This window comes from Actinoplanes sp. CA-252034 (genome assembly GCF_050956125.1).
Lineage (GTDB): Bacteria > Actinomycetota > Actinomycetes > Mycobacteriales > Micromonosporaceae > Actinoplanes.
Genome location: NZ_CP191846.1, coordinates 3,152,501 through 3,167,743, shown reverse-complemented (window position 1 = coordinate 3,167,743; position 15,243 = coordinate 3,152,501). Strand labels below are relative to the sequence as shown.

The window sequence follows — 15,243 nt, the reverse complement described above, 5'->3', positions numbered from 1 at the left end:
GCCATTCCGCCCCGAGTCGGCGGTCCGGACCGTGGCGTGGCCCGTCGGGGGCATCGGACCGATAGGCTGCCCGGATGGCGGATGAGGCCGTGGTGCGGGAGTTGCTCGCCGCGATACCGGTGGGCTGCACCTGGATGGTGCCCGTACGCGGGCCGGACGACGCGATCGTGGATTTCCGGATCGGCGCGACGAGCGACCAGATCCGGGACGTCTTCGGCCGGGGCACGCAGCGCATCGACAGCCTGTTCGGCGAGCTGTATCCGCAGCTCGTCGGCGGCCCCCTGTGGAGTCTGTACGTCGAGGTGATGACCACCGGCACACCCGGCCGGATGGACGAGTTCCGGTTCGAGGAGAGCCGCTCGGGTGTGGTCGCCGAGTCCCGCTTCGAGATCAGCGTCCACCGGGCTCTGGGCGGCCTGCTGGTCTGGTGGCAACGGGTCGACGAGTATCAGCGCCGGCTGGAGCACACCGAGGCGCTGGGCAGTCTCGGCTGGTCGGAGTACGACTTGACGACCGGCCGCACCGACTGGTCCCCGGGATGTACCCGATCTTCGACCGTGATCCGGCCCAGGGGCCGATGCCGCGGACCGATCAGGCGCAGGCGATGCTGCCGGAGGACCGGGGTATCGCGGAGGCGGCCTGGCAGACCCTGGACAGCGGCGCCACCTCCGACGTGACGGTGCGCTTCCGTACCGGCGAGCGGGTGAAGCACCTGCGGATCCTGTCCGATGTGGCACGTGACGCGGCCGGCGCACCGGTGAAGATCTACGCGGTGGTGCAGGACGTGACGGCACGGATCGACTCCCGTACCGCGATCGAGTCGTTGAGCGACCGACTGCGGACCCGGGAGATCACCGCCCTCGCCGAGCACCGTCTGGCCGGGCAGTTGCAGAACATGATCCAGCCGGTGCCGCGGTCGCCGTTCGTGCTGGCCGGCCTCCAGGCGATGGTCGGCTATCTGCCCGCGGAGAGCGCCGCACAGGTCGGCGGCGACTGGTACCACGCACAGACCCTGCCGGACGGTCTGGTGGCCCTGGCGATCGGTGACGTCGCCGGCCACGGCCTGGAGGCGGCCAGCGGCATGGCGCACCTGCGGTTCGCGCTGGTGGCGTGGCTGTCGATCGGCATCCGCGAGCCGGGCGAGCTGCTGCGTCACATGAACCGCCTGTGCGTGCAACTCGGCATCACCGGGACCGCGCTGGTGGCGATCTACGACCCACGAACCGGTGAGCTGCCATGGGCGCGAGCCGGCCACCTGCCGCCGCTGCTCGCCCGCGACGGCCATGTCACCGAGCTGACGCGCCCTCCGGGCCTGCTGCTCGGCGCCGACCCGGAGACCGACTTCCCGACGGCGCTCACCGACCTGAAGCCGGACGACCTGCTTCTGCTCTACACCGACGGCCTGATCGAGCGCCGGGACGACGGCACCGACGGCCGCTCCGCGCAGATCCGCGCCCACCTGGCGGCGGTCTCCACCGACCCGGGCGAGGACCGCCTCCCGCGCATCCTCCACATGCTGTACGCGCCCAGTCCCGACGACGACACCTGCACTCTCGCCGTCCACGTCCTCCCGCGTCGCGGGGGCGGACAGGCGATCACCGGGACCTCATAGATTCAGGCAGATGCGCACGAGAGTGCCGCCGGGCACCGCCGTGGTGTAGACGGAGTCACAGACCCGTTCGACGATGGCGAGCCCCCGGCCACGGATCGCCTCGGCGGCGGGCATGGTGCGGCCGAAAGGGCGGGCCGGGCCCTGGTCGACGACGTCGCAGACCAGGCGGCCGGCCTCGGCCCAGACCCGGATGTGACCGCCGCCGCCGGTGTGCTGGAGCGTGTTGGTGGTGAGCTCGCTGACCGCGAGGGTGAGCATCTCGATGCGGGTCTCCGGCAGCCCGAGGGCGAGCGCCCGCTCGGTGACGAAGGCCCGGACGCGGCGCAGATCGTCGGGGACCTCGTAGAACATGCCGTCGACGGCCTCGGCGGAGAGGTCAGGCATGACGGCGCTCTTCGGCCGGGGCGCGCAGCAGGGTGTCGAGGCCGGTGATCTCGAGGACCGCGGCGACCGGACCGGCCGCGTTGACCACGTAGACGTGCCCGCCGGTCTGCTTGGCCGCGTGGTGGGCGGTGACCAGGCTGTGCAGCCCGCTGGAGTCGAGGAACGTGAGCCCGGCCAGGTCGACGAAGACGGCGCGATCCCGGTGCACGGCGTCGAGCAGGACGGCGGTCAGATGATCCCGCGCCGACAGGTCGCACTCACCGGCGAGGGACACGGTGATCCGCCCGCTCACAGCGGTGGTCCTCGCCTCGAAGTTCGCCATCGATCGCCGTGCCCTTCCCGGCGGCCACCCGCCCGCCCCGGTCATCATGTCATCCTTGCCACGAAATCGGTGCGATCGCCGGTCGCCCACCGGGCACGGGGCGAAGCCGCGTTCACCCGGCGGTGTCGATGAGTGTGGCCAGCGAACGGGCCAGGCGGCCGAGGCCGCCGGTGGGTGGGCCACCCGGTTCGATCATGTACTGATCGCGGCGGATCTCGATCATCAGCGCCCGGACCGCGGGGTCGCGGTGATAGTGCTCCAGCGGCACGTAACAGCCGGCGAACGGGCTGTTCAGGGCGGTGTCACCGAAGGCGGAGCGGGCGGCGGCGATCAACGGCTCCGGCGAGTGGTACGGGTCGGCGCCGAGGCAGACGGGCGGCCGTGGCCCGTCGCCGTGCAGTTCGTAGGGCAGCCGCACGGTCGGGTAGGAGTGGACGTCGAGCACCAGCGCGTGCCCGGTGGCGGCGAGGCGCTCCCGCACGAGGGTGGTCATCGCGGCGGCGTACGGCTGGAAGACGGTCTCCAGGAGCATCGCGTCGCGGGCCGGGTCGTCGGGGCGCAACCGTCGCCCCGCGTGGCCGTGGGTGTAGACCGGGCCCATACCGACGGCGAGCATCTCGTCGGAGACGAACCGCTCGGGGTCGACGACGAGCCGCGACAGCCGGTTGACGAAGATCCACGGCCGGCTCCGGGCCAGTCCGGCCGCTTCCTGCGCGATCAGATCGGTGTGCGCGTCGGTCAGGTGGTCCAATTCCTCGTCGACCACCTCCGGAAAGAGCCCGGATTCTACGATCCGCCGTGAGGAGTGGGGCACGTGCAGGATCACCGGAGACGCGGAATCGCCCGGCAGGACGTCGAAGGCCACCGCGCGAAGATAGCGCGCGGTGGCCTTCAGCGAGCCGGAGGTCAGGCCAGCTCGGAGCAGATCGTGTCGATCAGCAGGCGGGTGACCACGTACGGGTCGACGTTGGCGTTCGGGCGACGGTCCTCGATGTAGCCCTTGCCGTCCTTCTCGACCTGCCACGGGATGCGCACCGACGCGCCGCGGTCCGAGACGCCGTAGCTGTACTCGGTCCACGGGGCGGTCTCGTGCAGGCCGGTCAGGCGCTGGTCGATGCCGGCGCCGTAACCGTCCACGTGCTCCTGGCGCTTCTTGCCCAGGGCCTCGGCGGCCGCGATGATCGCGTCGTAGCCCTCACGCATGGCCCTGGTGGAGAAGTTGGTGTGCGCGCCGGCGCCGTTCCAGTCGCCCTTGACCGGCTTCGGGTCGAGGGTGGCGGAGACGCCGTGGTCCTCGGCGATGCGGTAGAGCAGCCAGCGGGCGACCCACAGCTCGTCGGCGACCTGCGGCGCGGCGACCGGGCCGATCTGGAACTCCCACTGACCGGGCATGACCTCGGCGTTGATGCCGGACAGGTGCAGGCCGGCCGCGAGCACGGCGTCCATGTGCTCCTCGACGATCTCACGGCCGAAGACCTCGTCCGCGCCGACGCCGCAGTAGTAGCCGCCCTGCGGGGCCGGGTAGCCGCCGCCGACCGGGAAGCCGAGCGGGCGACCGTCCTTGAAGAACGTGTACTCCTGCTCGATGCCGAAGATCGCCTCCTGGTCGGCGTACTTCTCGGCGACCGCGCGGAGCGGGGCGCGGGTGTTGGTCGGGTGCGGGGTGCCGTCGATCAGCTCGACCTCGCACAGCACGATGATGTTGTCGCCGCCGCGGATCGGGTCGGGACAGACGAACACCGGCTGGAGAACGCAGTCGGACTTGTCACCGGGCGCCTGGTTCGTGCTGGAACCGTCGAAGCCCCAGATCCCCGGCTTCTCGCCGGCGGCCAGGATCTTGGTCTTGGAACGCAGCTTCGCGGTGGGCTGGGTTCCGTCGACCCAGAGGTACTCGGCCTTGACAGCCATGGTGCGTTTCTCCTCAAACTGGCGTACTCGGGGCGTACTCCACCAAGCCTGAACAAGACCTGATAAACAGGTGGTAAACCCAGACTCGGCGCGAGGACCATATCCGCCGCAGATCAACTCCTTGTTTCCGATCCCGCACCGTGGATGGGTGATCCCGGTAACCTTCGTCGGCTCCGCGCCGCGTCGACCGATGTCACCAGAGCCGTCGTGGCGGTATTGAAGAAGTGGGTCCGACCCACGACGATCAGGGGAGGACGTTGGAGGAGGCGCCGTGGCCACTCAGAGGATCGTCGTGGGTTATGACGGGTCACCCGACGCACGCAAGGCCGCGCGGTGGGCACTCGACGAGGCGGAGCGCACGGGCGCCACAGTGGAGCTTCTGTACGCGTACGAGTGGCCCAGCTACGTCCCGGCCGCCGCCATGATGCCGGCCGCCGCCGTCTACCCGGACGCCGACACCGACGACGCGGTCGGCGAGATGCTGGGCCGGGCCCTGGAGACGGCCGGCGCGACCCACCCCTGTGTCCGGTTGCGCACCCGGGTCGAGCACGGCGCCGCCGCGGTCGCCCTGGCCCAGCGCAGCGCCGAGGCCGCGCTGGTGGTGGTCGGCGGGCCGCGGCACTCGCCGGTGCGGGCGCTGCTCGGCTCGACCGGCGCCTCGGTCAGCGCGCACGCCCGCTGCCCCGTCGTGGTGGTGCGCGGCGAGCCCCGTGACACCGACCCGGTGGTGGTCGGGGTGGGCGAGTCGCCGGCGGCCGCCACGGTCCTCGGGTTCGCCTTCGCGCAGGCCGCCGTCCGCGGTGTGCCGGTCCGGGCGGTGCACGGCTGGCCACCGCCCGGCGGCGACCTGCTGTGCGACGCCAACCTGAGCGCGGTCGCGGCCGAGCGGCGCCGGCTGGAGGCCGTGGTGGAGTGCTGGCGTGCCCGGTTCCCGCAGGTCCCGGTCAGCGCCGAGGTGCTGGTCGGCGCGCCTGCCGAGGTGCTGGCCGAGGCCGCGGCCGGTGCGCAGCTCGTGGTGGCGGGCGCGCGGACGCGGCGAGCCCTGCGGTTGACGTTGCGCCCGTCGATCGGCCGGCACCTGTTGCACCGGGTCCGATGCAGCATCGCTCTCGTACACGGCGGCCGGTGACCGACCTGGGTAATCTGCCGGAATTCACCCGGAGTGGCTCCTACAGTGAGGCCATGCAGCCGGAGACCATCACCACGCCGACCCGGCGCACACTGCTGGAACGGGTCCTCGGCGACCGCAGCCTACTGCTCAAGAGCACCATCGCCGCCGGGTGTGTGGCCCTCGTCGCCGTCGCCGTCACCGCCGTCGCCCTCTCCCGGATCGCCACCCTCCGCGACAGCCTCCAGGACATGAAGGACCAGCACGTCGACAGCATGGAGCAGATCGCCGACATGCGGAACGGGCTCACCGAGTTCTTCCGTAGCGCGCTGAAGTACGACGCCGGCGTCAGCACCAAGAACGCCGACCTCACCAAGGTCGGCCTGGACGACAAGACCGCCGCCGAGGAGAAGATCGACACCGCGGTCGAGGTCTACCGGGCGATCGCCACCTCGTCGGGGGCCACCGACCGGCTGGAGAAGCTCAACGCCTTCGAGGAGGCCATGCAGTATCACCGCGGCCTCAGCACGGTGATCATCTTCGGTCAGCCGCCGCCGGCCGGCTTCGAGGTGCCCGCCCCGGCCGAGATCCTCGGCGCGTTCAACTCCAGCGACGCCGGCATGACCAAGGCCATGGACGAGCTGCAGGTCGCCGAAGAGGCCGACGCCGACGCCATGACCAGGGAGGGCAACGACGCCTACCATCGTGCGCTCTGGATGACTCTCGGCGGCCTGGCCGTCGGCTTCCTGATCGCCGGGTTCGTCGGCATCGGCGTGATGCGCCTCATCAAACGGCAGCTGGCGACGGTCTCCCGCGCGCTGGCCGCGGTCGCCGACGGCGATCTCACGGTGCCGGCCGAGGTCCGCTCCCGCGACGAGCTGGGCCTGATGGCCGAGGCCACCAACCGCGCCCGGGAGGGCCTGCTCACCAGCGTCCGCCAGCTCAACCACGGCGCCGAGGTGCTCAGCGACGTCACCGGGCGCCTCACCTCGATCACCACCCGCCTGGACGCCGAGGCCCGCGAAGCCTCCGAGCAGGCCGGGCTGGTCGCGGGCACGGCCGGCGAGGTGTCGGCGAGCGTCCAGTCGGTGGCCGCCGGCTCCGACGAGATGGGCGCCTCGATCCGGGAGATCTCCGAGAACGCCAACAACGCCGCCCAGGTCGCCGCCAGCGCGGTCGGCGTGGCACAGACCACCAACGACACCGTCGCCAAGCTCGGCACGTCGTCGGAGGAGATCGGCAACGTGGTCAAGGTGATCACCGCGATCGCCGAGCAGACCAACCTGCTGGCCCTCAACGCCACCATCGAGGCGGCACGGGCCGGCGAGCTCGGCAAAGGCTTCGCCGTGGTCGCCACCGAGGTCAAGGATCTGGCGCAGGAGACCGCGAAGGCCACCGAGGACATCGCCCGCCGCGTCGAGGCCATCCAGGCCGACACGTCGAGCGCCGTCGTCGCCATCCAGGAGATCTCCCGCATCATCTCCGAGATCAACGACTATCAGGTGACGATCGCCTCCGCCGTCGAGGAGCAGACCGCCACCACCAACGAGATGTCACGCAGCATCGGCGAGGCGGCCAACGGCAGCTCGGTCATCGCCGGCAACATCAACGCCGTGGCCAGCGCCGCACACGCCACCACGGCCGCCCTCGGCGAAGCCGAGTCCTCGGTCAGCGAGCTCACCCAGGTGGCCGGCGAGCTGCGCGAGGTCGTCCAGCGCTTCCGGGTCTGACGCGGACGACCCCGGCGATCGCCTGCCCGGAGCACCGCGGAGGCGGGCCGGACAGGCTAACGGTGACCAGGGATCAGGGGTGCGTCGGAACCAGGCGCTGGACGCGGCGCACGAGCTCCGCCGGGCTGAAGGGTTTGACCAGGTAGTCCTCGGCGCCGACCACCTCGCCGAGGGTGACGTCGGCGGGGGTCCCACGGCCGCTGATGATGATCACCGGGATCTGCGCGGTCTGCGGGGAGGAATGCAGCTCGTAGCAGAAGCCGAGGCCGTCGAGACCGGGCATGGAGACGTCCAACAGCACGAGCGACGGCCGCTCGTTCACCGCGAGGGACATGGCGGTGCGCCCGTTGTCGGCCTCGAGGATGCGGTAACCGGCCGCGCGCAGCTTCACGGCGACCAGGTCACGGACGTCGCCGTCGTCGTCGGCGATGAGGACGGTCGGCGGCTGCAGGGCCGCGGCCCAGTCGTCCGCGAGCCACGGCAGGGCGTCGGCGTCGCTGAACGTCAGTGCCGTGGTGGTTGCGGACGAGGACTGCGGCATGTCATCTCCTTCGAGGTTCGGGACCGTTCTGATCGGCGCGGCCGGCCGAATCCGCAGGGTCCGCACGGTTGCGATCCGGGTGCGGCGGGGGCGGTGATGACACCGGCGGGCGCAGCGGTTAGGTTAGGGTTACCTAAACGAGGAGGCGACCGTGAGCCAGACCGTCCTGCCGACCGAGACGTCCCCGTTCCGGTTCTTCCCGGTCGAGGTCGCCCGCATCGTCCGGCTGAGCCCCAACTTCCTGCGGGTCACGTTCACCGGCGACGACCTGGACCGCTTCGCCGACAACGGCTGGGACCAGCGGATCAAGTTGATTCCCCCGCTGGAGGGCTCCGGCCACGACCACCTGCCGACCGGCGCCGACTGGTACCGGCAATGGCAGCGACTGCCGGCCGAGCAGCGCAACCCGATCCGGACGTACACGGTGCGCAACGTCCGCGCCGAGCAGCGTGAGATCGACGTCGACATGGTGCTGCACGGGGTGAACGGCCCCGCGTCGCGCTGGGCGGTGGCCGCCGGCCCCGGCTCCCGGATGCACATCATGGGCCCGAATGCCGACTTCGCCGGCGTCTCCGGCGGCATCGACTTCCACCCGCCGGCCACGACCCGCCGGATCCTGCTGGTCGGTGACGAGACGGCGGTGCCCGCGATCGCGTCGATCCTGTCGCTGCTGCCGCCGGACGCGGTCGGTCACGCGCTACTGGAGGTGCCCGAGTCTGCGGACCACCTCGACATCGTCAAGCCGGCCGGGTTCACCGTGACCTGGCTCCCGCGCGACGGCGCGGAACACGGCGTCCGCCTGATCCCGGCGGTCCGCGAGGTCGCGCAGCAGTTGCTCGGCGACTGCCGCGGCCCGGCGGCGACCGACCTGGAGGACGTCGACGTCGATCGGGACATCCTCTGGGAGGTTCCGGAGGAGTCCGCGGGCACCCCGGACGGCTTCTACGCGTGGCTGGCCGGCGAGGCCGCGGTGATCAAGACCCTGCGCCGCCACCTGGTCTCCGAGTGCGGCGTCGACCGGCGCGCGGTCGCGTTCATGGGCTACTGGCGTCTGGGTCGTCCCGAGTGCTGACCGTGATCTGACAGCGTTTCCGGCGGGCGGATGACACCGTCGCAAGGGTGACCCCTCGCGTACGAGCCGAGCTGCGTCGATCGGGTGGATTTCGGGACCGGTCGCTGCGCATCGTGCTGGACTCCGACACCCTTCCCCAGGATCAGGCCGCCCAGCTGGCCCGGCTGGTCGAGCAGATCGACCTGACCCGGGTCGGCGCCGGGATCGGCGCTTCCTCCGAGGCCGACCTGACCCGATACCAACTGGCCGTCGAATACGGCGGGAGGCACTGGCGCGGCACCGTGGCCGAGCCGTGCGTGCCGACGGAACTGCGCCCCCTCCTGCGATTCCTGACCAGCGCCGCCCGCTGACCGACAGGGCCGGCGCCGCCCGCTGACCGACAGGGCCGGCGCCGCCCGCTGACCCACCGGCCGGCGCCGGCCGGTGGGGAGTCACACCCGGTGCAGACCGGGACGACCGGCCTCGACCACGAAGGAGGCGTTCGTGGACACCGCGGCGCCCGGCCGGCTCACCCGCGGCAGCACCCGGAAATCGGCACGGATCTGGTCGCGTCCGAGCGTGACCATCGTGTACCCGCGCCGCTCCGAGTAGTGCTTGAGGTGCGGGTTGACCCCCGGCCACGGCACGTCCCGCAATCCGGTGCCATCCCCGTTGGAGGTGATCGACGTGCAGATGAGCTCGGTGCCGATGGTCGCCGAGCCGGGGTCGCGGTAGTCGAGCTTCAGGTCGTTGGCGAACGCCGCGTGCACGTCCCCGGTCAGCACCAGCGGATTGCGTACCCCGCGTTGCACCCAGCCCCGTTGCAGCCGGTCACGGGCGCCGCGGTACCCGTCCCAAGCGTCCATGTTGGCCCCGCCCGACTCGTCCGCGCACCGGGCGAAGAACACCTGCTGCCCGAGCACGTCCCAGGTCCCGTCATGCCGGGCCAGCCCGTCGAGCAGCCACTTCTCCTGCGTGGCGCCGGTGATCGTACGGTTCGGGGCGTCCGCGGCCGAGCACACCTTCCAGTAGTCACCACACGGCTGGTCGTCGCGGAACTGCCGGGTGTCGAGCATGTGGAAGGTGGCCAGCCGCCCCCAGCCCACCCGCCGGTAGAACGTCGCCGAACGCAACGGCATGTTCTCGTAGAACGCCCGGTACGCCGCCGCGCGCCGGGCCCGCCACTGCGCCGTGGTCAGCGACGGGCGGGTGTTGCCCCGTACCAGCTTCGCGTAGTTGTTCTCCACCTCGTGGTCGTCCGGCACCACCAGCCACGGGGCGGCGGCGTGCGCGGCTCGCAGATCCGGATCGGTACGGTACTGCGCGTACCGCCGCCGGTAGTCGGCAAGCGTCACGGCCTCGCCGCCGGCATGTGACCGCACCCGCCCCGGCACCCCGGTGTCCTCATAGATGTAGTCGCCCAGGAACAGCACCAGCCCCGGGTTCTCCTCGGCGATCCGCCGGTACGCCGTGTAGTACCCGTTCTCGTAGTTGGCGCACGACGCCACGGCGATCCGCAGGTCCGGGCCGAACGTGCCGGGCACCGGGGCGGTCCGGGTGCGCCCGACCGCCGAGATCTGCCCGTACGCCCGGAACCGGTAGTAGTAGACCGCGCCCGGCTGCAGCCCGCGGGCGATGACATGGACGGAGTGCCCGTCGGCCCAGCGGGCGTTCACCGTGCCCGACGCGACGATCCGGCTGAACCGGGCGGTCGTGGCGACCTGCCACTGCACCGCGACCGGCCGGCGCGGCATCCCACCGTGCCCGTCGCCGTTGAGCGGCCGGACCGCCAGCCGTGTCCAGAGAACCACGCTGGTCGGGTACGGGTCACCGGAGGCGACACCGAGCTTGAACGGATACAGCGGAGCCGCCGAGGCCGAGGAGGCGAGGACGAGCGATCCAGCGGCGGCGGCCCCGCCGAGCACGAAGTAGCGGCGATCGATGCGCGTCATGATGCGTACGATCGAGGCGCCACGTGAATGCGACCGCTGCCGCCCGGATACCCCTGATGACACGAACCGCAAGAAAGCGGAAGCAGACGCCGAACGCCCGGCCGCCCCGCCCGGAACGGGACTTTGCCGTGCTCTTGCCGAAACGCTCAGACCCGGCCGTGACCTGCCGAACGTCGCCGCCGTGAGCAACCCGCGCTACGCCCTGCGCTCGGCAGTGTTCGTGACGGTGTATCTGGCCGCGTTCCTGATCGCCCCGTTCATTCCGCTCCTCCCGCTCGCGCCCCTCGTCGTCGGCGCTGTCTGGCTGACCGCCCAGGCCCGCTACGGGCTGCGCCGCTTCGACGTGATCATGCTGGCCACGGCCACCGCGGCGGGCGCCACCGTGCAGGGCGCCGGACTGATGATGTCGCTCACCGTCGCGGCGTGGGCGGTGCTGCCGTCCCTGCTCTTCGCGGTGCTGCTGGAGCGACGGCTGCCCGGCTACTGGCAGGCCCACGGCGACCGCTTCCGGCAGCCGGCCGTCGCCGTCCTCACGCTGGCCGGGATCGCGCTGCTCACCGCGGGCGCCGGGGCGGTGATCTGGGGAGTGATCGACACCGAGACCTCCTTCGGCGTGCCGGTCGCCCGTGACGCGGTCATGCTGGTCCTCGCGCCGCTCACCGTCAACACGGTTCGCCGGCGGCGCTCCCCCGGCCGGAGCGGGCTCACCGTGGTCCGGTGAGAGCCGCAGAACCGCCGGAATGATCGACGCGGAGAGTCACCACCGATGGAAGAATTCCCGGCCGGAGAGTCAGGCGACGGGGAGGACCATCAGCGATGACCACCTACGGGCGGGGCGCGCGACTGCTGCGAAGATACGGCCTCTGGACGCTGGCGGTGACCGCGGCGGCCGTCACCGCCACCTGGGGTCTGCACCGGACGCTACCGGCCGGCTACGAGTCACGGGCCACCGTCCTGGTCGAGCCCCGGTTCGCCACCGGCGCCCCCGACCCGGACACCGAACGCCAGATCATCCTCTCCGACGTGGTCTCGGTTCCGGCCGCCGCCCGGGTGGGCGTGGACACCACCCGTCTCCTCGACGGCCTGGCCGTGGAGACGGCGCCGGGCTCCGGCGTGCTGCGGTTCGTCTACACCGCCGGCGACGGGGTCACGGCCCGTGCCCGGGTGCGGGCGCTCGTCGAGTCGTACGCCGCCTATCGTCCCGGGGTGTCGGTGCTCAGCGAACCGGACCTGCCGACCGAACCGGCCGCCCGCCCGCTGGTCCCCGACCTGGCCGCCGCTCTCGCCGCGGGACTGCTGCTCGGCGCCGGCACGGCATACCTGCGCTCCCGCACCCGCCGCACGGTCCGCGACCGGGACGACTTCGCGATGCTGACCGGCGCGCCGGTGCTGGCCACCGTGCCCCGGCACCGGCGGGCCGGCGCGCCGATCGTGCTGCGCGAACCCGACTCGCCTGCCGCCGAGGCGTACCGCTACCTGCGGTCCCGGCTCCAGCCGTCGCTGCGCCCGACCGGGACGACGACGATCCTGGTGACCAGCCCCGGCCCGCGGCAGGGCCGTACCACCACCGCCGCCAACCTGGCCGTCACGCTCGCCCGGACCGGCCGCGCCGTCGTCCTCGTCGACGCCGACCTCCGCAATCCGCAGCTGCACCACGTGTTCCAGACGAACGGCGACCACGGCCTCACCACGCTGCTCGACGGCGACGCCACCGTCTCCGAGGTGCTGGAGGAGACACCCGTGCCCCACCTGCGGCTCATCCCGGCCGGCGCCCAGGACCGGCTCATCCCGGCCGGTAGCCAGGACCGCGAACACGCCGACCTGCTCGACAGCGGACAGCTGGCCCGGGTCCTGCGGGCCGTGCAGAAGCACGCCGACGTGATCGTCCTCGACTCGCCGGCGGTGCTCAGCGCCGCCGACCCGATCGCCCTGGCCGCCCTCAGCGACCAGGTGCTGCTGGTCGGCGACTTCGCCCGCACCCGCCGGGAGACCGTCCGCCGCGCCCTCGCCGAACTGGCCGAGGTGGTGCACGGCAACGTCCGCCCGGTGCTGGTGAACGTGCCGAAGAGCGCCGGCGCCCTGGTCCCACGCCGCCGCAGACGGCCGCCCACGACGGCCGCGCTCACCCGCGACCGCCTCGTCTCCGACGCCGACGACGTGGCCCCGCCCGCGGTCACCTCGCACTCCTACGTGGAGATCGACGCCGTACGGGCCGATCCGCTCGCCGACTACCACGCCCGTACCGCGACCGTCGCCGTCCCGGTCATCTACGGAACCCCTCTCCCGAAGGCGGAGGAGGACACCGCCACCGAGGAGGAGACGGACACCGAGGCCGCCACACCTGTCGGGTCGCCGACACCGTCTGCCGCGGTGTCCGATTAACGTCGGCTCTGGAGCGTGAATGAACCGTGACGCAGGGTTGGATCCCGCCACACAACGGGCATACGGCCGCCAAGACCTGCAAGTCTCCCCGGAGAGGTGAGCGATGACCACGAATCAGACCACGATCAGCGAGGTTCCCACCGACATCGACGGCACGTCCGCAACCGGGCGCCGACGCGTGACCGAGACCGTACGCCGCAATCCCAGGAAGACGGCGACCGCGACCACCCTGGTCTTGGCCGCCGCGGCGACCGCCGCCGTGCTCCTGAGCAGGCGCCGCTCCGCCAAGGCCACGGCCCGCAGCCGCAACCGCCTGGCCGCGTTACTCCACCGTTGACCCTGTCGCTGACCGAGATCGGCGCCACCACCCGGTTCAGGTGGTGGCGCCGTTTGTCACACCCGCTCGCCCGTGATGTAGCCGGCCAGGTTGCTCCGCTCGTCCTCGAGTTCCCCGATCCGGTTCTTCACGACGTCACCGATGCTGACGACCCCGCGCAGAGCCCCGTCCACCACCACCGGCACGTGCCGGAACCTCCGCTCGGTCATCAGCCGCTCGACGTCCTCGAGCTGCGCCTCCGGTGGAACCGTCCGCACCTGGGCGGTCGCGATCTCGCTCACCGGCTCGGTCAGCACCGCCGCCCCGCGCGCCGCGAGGGCCCGCACGACGTCCCGCTCACTGACGATCCCGTCCACGACGGAACCGTCGCGCGACACCACAGCCGCGCCGATCCCGTGTTCCGCCAGGACGGCCAACAGCCGCTCGATACTCGTATCGGGTCGCACGGTGACCACCTGCTCACCCTTGACCCGCAGAATGTCGCTGATCCGCATCGTTTCCTCCCTCGCACTGATCCTGCACCGGTCGGCCCCGCGTTACCCCCCTTCTATGCCGAACCGGAGCCATCCCTGTCAAGGAGGACAACCTCTTTTCGGGGTACGTGCCACCCCTCCCCCACCCGCAGGATCCCAGCTCCCGGCTGCGCCGCGACCGCCGGCACCCAGCCAGCCCCGCGCCCAGCAAAGTAAACCCCGCCCGCCGGCACCCAGCCCGCTCCGCGTCCAGCGAGGTAACCCGCCCGCCGGCATTCGGCCTGGCACGGCACCGAAATGCCCCGGGAAAGCAGAAAGGCCCACCCGTTACCCGGGTGGGCCTTTCCATACGTTGAGTCCGGCGGCGTCCTACTCTCCCACACCCTCCCGAGTGCAGTACCATCGGCGCTGAAGGGCTTAGCTACCGGGTTCGGAATGTAACCGGGCGTTTCCCCTCCGCTATGACCACCGAAACAGCCATCAGCAGAACCAACCAGCAACCGTCGGGATCTCTCCCTCAGGGTGGTTGTTCGTTTGCTGTGAATCACACAGTGGACGCAAGCGCAATGTATAGGGTGGTTAAGCCCTCGGCCTATTAGTACCGGTCAACTCAACACGTTACCGTGCTTACATCTCCGGCCTATCAACCCAGTAGTCTAGCTGGGAGCCTTACCCACTCAAGGTGGTGGGATACCTCATCTCGAAGCAGGCTTCCCGCTTAGATGCTTTCAGCGGTTATCCCTTCCGAACGTAGCCAACCAGCCATGCTCCTGGCGGAACAACTGGCACACCAGAGGTTCGTCCGTCCCGGTCCTCTCGTACTAGGGACAGCCCTTCTCAAGTATCCAACGCGCACGGCGGATAGGGACCGAACTGTCTCACGACGTTCTAAACCCAGCTCGCGTACCGCTTTAATGGGCGAACAGCCCAACCCTTGGGACCTGCTACAGCCCCAGGATGCGACGAGCCGACATCGAGGTGCCAAACCATCCCGTCGATATGGACTCTTGGGGAAGATCAGCCTGTTATCCCCGGGGTACCTTTTATCCGTTGAGCGACACCGCTTCCACACGCAAGTGCCGGATCACTAGTCCCGACTTTCGTCCCTGCTCGACCCGTCAGTCTCACAGTCAAGCTCCCTTGTGCACTTACACTCAACACCTGATTGCCAACCAGGCTGAGGGAACCTTTGGGCGCCTCCGTTACCCTTTAGGAGGCAACCGCCCCAGTTAAACTACCCACCAGACACTGTCCCTCGACCCGATCAGGGCCGCAAGTTAGATACCCAAACCCAACAGAGTGGTATTTCAACAATGCCTCCACCCGAACTGGCGTCCGAGCTTCACCGGCTCCCACCTATCCTACACAATTAAATTCGGATACCAATGTCAAGCTATAGTAAAGGTCCCGGGGTCTTTCCGTCCTGCCGCGCGTAACGAGCAT

The 15,243-nt window shown here is 70.7% G+C and carries 16 protein-coding genes and 2 rRNA genes (1 of these 18 running past the window's edge); 9 read left to right on the top strand and 9 right to left on the bottom strand.

All coding sequences use genetic code 11. From position 1 onward, the window contains the following. The first annotated feature begins 74 nt into the window (after positions 1-74). Positions 75-677 carry a hypothetical protein gene (locus tag ACQPZW_RS14225; protein WP_433795336.1) on the top strand — a complete coding sequence of 201 codons (603 nt, stop codon included), beginning with the start codon at positions 75-77 and terminating at the stop codon, positions 675-677. Then, entirely contained in the window at positions 578-1,612 is a 1,035-nt protein-coding gene (locus tag ACQPZW_RS14220) for a PP2C family protein-serine/threonine phosphatase (protein ID WP_433795335.1), read from the top strand. Before ACQPZW_RS14225 ends, ACQPZW_RS14220 begins: the two co-directional genes overlap by 100 nt. Here ACQPZW_RS14220 and ACQPZW_RS14215 read toward each other — a convergent pair. From ACQPZW_RS14215 to glnII, 4 genes are all read right to left on the bottom strand, one after another. Then, a complete protein-coding gene (locus ACQPZW_RS14215) occupies positions 1,607-1,996 on the bottom strand; it encodes an ATP-binding protein (protein ID WP_433795334.1) in 390 nt (129 codons plus the stop codon). The genes ACQPZW_RS14220 and ACQPZW_RS14215 overlap by 6 nt on opposite strands. Next, positions 1,989-2,288, bottom strand: coding sequence for an STAS domain-containing protein (locus ACQPZW_RS14210; protein ID WP_433795332.1), 300 nt, complete (start codon positions 2,286-2,288; stop codon positions 1,989-1,991). Before ACQPZW_RS14210 ends, ACQPZW_RS14215 begins: the two co-directional genes overlap by 8 nt. A 142-nt stretch (positions 2,289-2,430) precedes the next feature. After that, the gene (locus ACQPZW_RS14205; RefSeq protein WP_433795331.1) at positions 2,431-3,183 is read right to left on the bottom strand and encodes an N-formylglutamate amidohydrolase; all 753 of its coding nucleotides are present in this window, start codon (positions 3,181-3,183) and stop codon (positions 2,431-2,433) included. A 41-nt stretch (positions 3,184-3,224) separates the two neighbouring features. Next, positions 3,225-4,226, bottom strand: a complete 1,002-nt coding sequence (gene glnII, locus ACQPZW_RS14200; RefSeq protein ID WP_433795330.1) for a glutamine synthetase — start codon at positions 4,224-4,226, stop codon at positions 3,225-3,227. Between the two features lie 271 nt (positions 4,227-4,497). Between glnII and ACQPZW_RS14195 the strand changes: the two genes are divergently transcribed. Beyond that, positions 4,498-5,355: a universal stress protein gene (locus ACQPZW_RS14195; RefSeq protein WP_433795329.1), complete on the top strand. Its 858-nt coding sequence runs from the start codon at positions 4,498-4,500 to the stop codon at positions 5,353-5,355. A gap of 53 nt (positions 5,356-5,408) precedes the next feature. Further along, the gene (locus ACQPZW_RS14190; RefSeq protein WP_433795328.1) at positions 5,409-7,064 is read left to right on the top strand and encodes a methyl-accepting chemotaxis protein; all 1,656 of its coding nucleotides are present in this window, start codon (positions 5,409-5,411) and stop codon (positions 7,062-7,064) included. A 73-nt stretch (positions 7,065-7,137) separates the two neighbouring features. On the opposite strand, the gene ACQPZW_RS14185 is transcribed toward ACQPZW_RS14190, so the two are convergent. Beyond that, entirely contained in the window at positions 7,138-7,605 is a 468-nt protein-coding gene (locus ACQPZW_RS14185; protein ID WP_433795327.1) for a response regulator, read from the bottom strand. Positions 7,606-7,756: 151 nt separating this feature from the next. On the opposite strand from ACQPZW_RS14185, the gene ACQPZW_RS14180 reads away from it, so the two are divergent. After that, positions 7,757-8,677 carry a siderophore-interacting protein gene (locus ACQPZW_RS14180; RefSeq protein WP_433795326.1) on the top strand — a complete coding sequence of 307 codons (921 nt, stop codon included), beginning with the start codon at positions 7,757-7,759 and terminating at the stop codon, positions 8,675-8,677. 47 nt (positions 8,678-8,724) lie between these two features. Then, on the top strand, positions 8,725-9,027 hold the full coding sequence (locus ACQPZW_RS14175; protein WP_433795325.1) for a protealysin inhibitor emfourin: 303 nt from the start codon (positions 8,725-8,727) through the stop codon (positions 9,025-9,027). Positions 9,028-9,108: 81 nt separating this feature from the next. On the opposite strand, the gene ACQPZW_RS14170 is transcribed toward ACQPZW_RS14175, so the two are convergent. Beyond that, positions 9,109-10,608, bottom strand: a complete 1,500-nt coding sequence (locus tag ACQPZW_RS14170) for an alkaline phosphatase D family protein (RefSeq protein ID WP_433795324.1) — start codon at positions 10,606-10,608, stop codon at positions 9,109-9,111. Between the two features lie 181 nt (positions 10,609-10,789). Between ACQPZW_RS14170 and ACQPZW_RS14165 the strand changes: the two genes are divergently transcribed. From ACQPZW_RS14165 to ACQPZW_RS14155, 3 genes are all read left to right on the top strand, one after another. Then, positions 10,790-11,329, top strand: coding sequence for a hypothetical protein (locus ACQPZW_RS14165; protein ID WP_433795323.1), 540 nt, complete (start codon positions 10,790-10,792; stop codon positions 11,327-11,329). 95 nt (positions 11,330-11,424) lie between these two features. Continuing rightward, entirely contained in the window at positions 11,425-12,990 is a 1,566-nt protein-coding gene (locus ACQPZW_RS14160; RefSeq protein ID WP_433795322.1) for an AAA family ATPase, read from the top strand. A gap of 103 nt (positions 12,991-13,093) precedes the next feature. Next, positions 13,094-13,327 (top strand): hypothetical protein, encoded by a 234-nt coding sequence (locus tag ACQPZW_RS14155; protein ID WP_433795321.1) that lies wholly within the window; start codon positions 13,094-13,096, stop codon positions 13,325-13,327. A gap of 56 nt (positions 13,328-13,383) precedes the next feature. Here the strand turns inward: ACQPZW_RS14155 and ACQPZW_RS14150 are convergent, their stop codons facing one another. From ACQPZW_RS14150 to ACQPZW_RS14140, 3 genes are all read right to left on the bottom strand, one after another. Continuing rightward, positions 13,384-13,821 carry a CBS domain-containing protein gene (locus ACQPZW_RS14150; RefSeq protein WP_433795320.1) on the bottom strand — a complete coding sequence of 146 codons (438 nt, stop codon included), beginning with the start codon at positions 13,819-13,821 and terminating at the stop codon, positions 13,384-13,386. Between the two features lie 335 nt (positions 13,822-14,156). Next, positions 14,157-14,273, bottom strand: a 5S ribosomal RNA gene (gene rrf, locus ACQPZW_RS14145). Between the two features lie 102 nt (positions 14,274-14,375). Further along, positions 14,376-15,243: ribosomal RNA gene (locus tag ACQPZW_RS14140) — 23S ribosomal RNA — on the bottom strand; it runs 2,242 nt beyond the window's last position.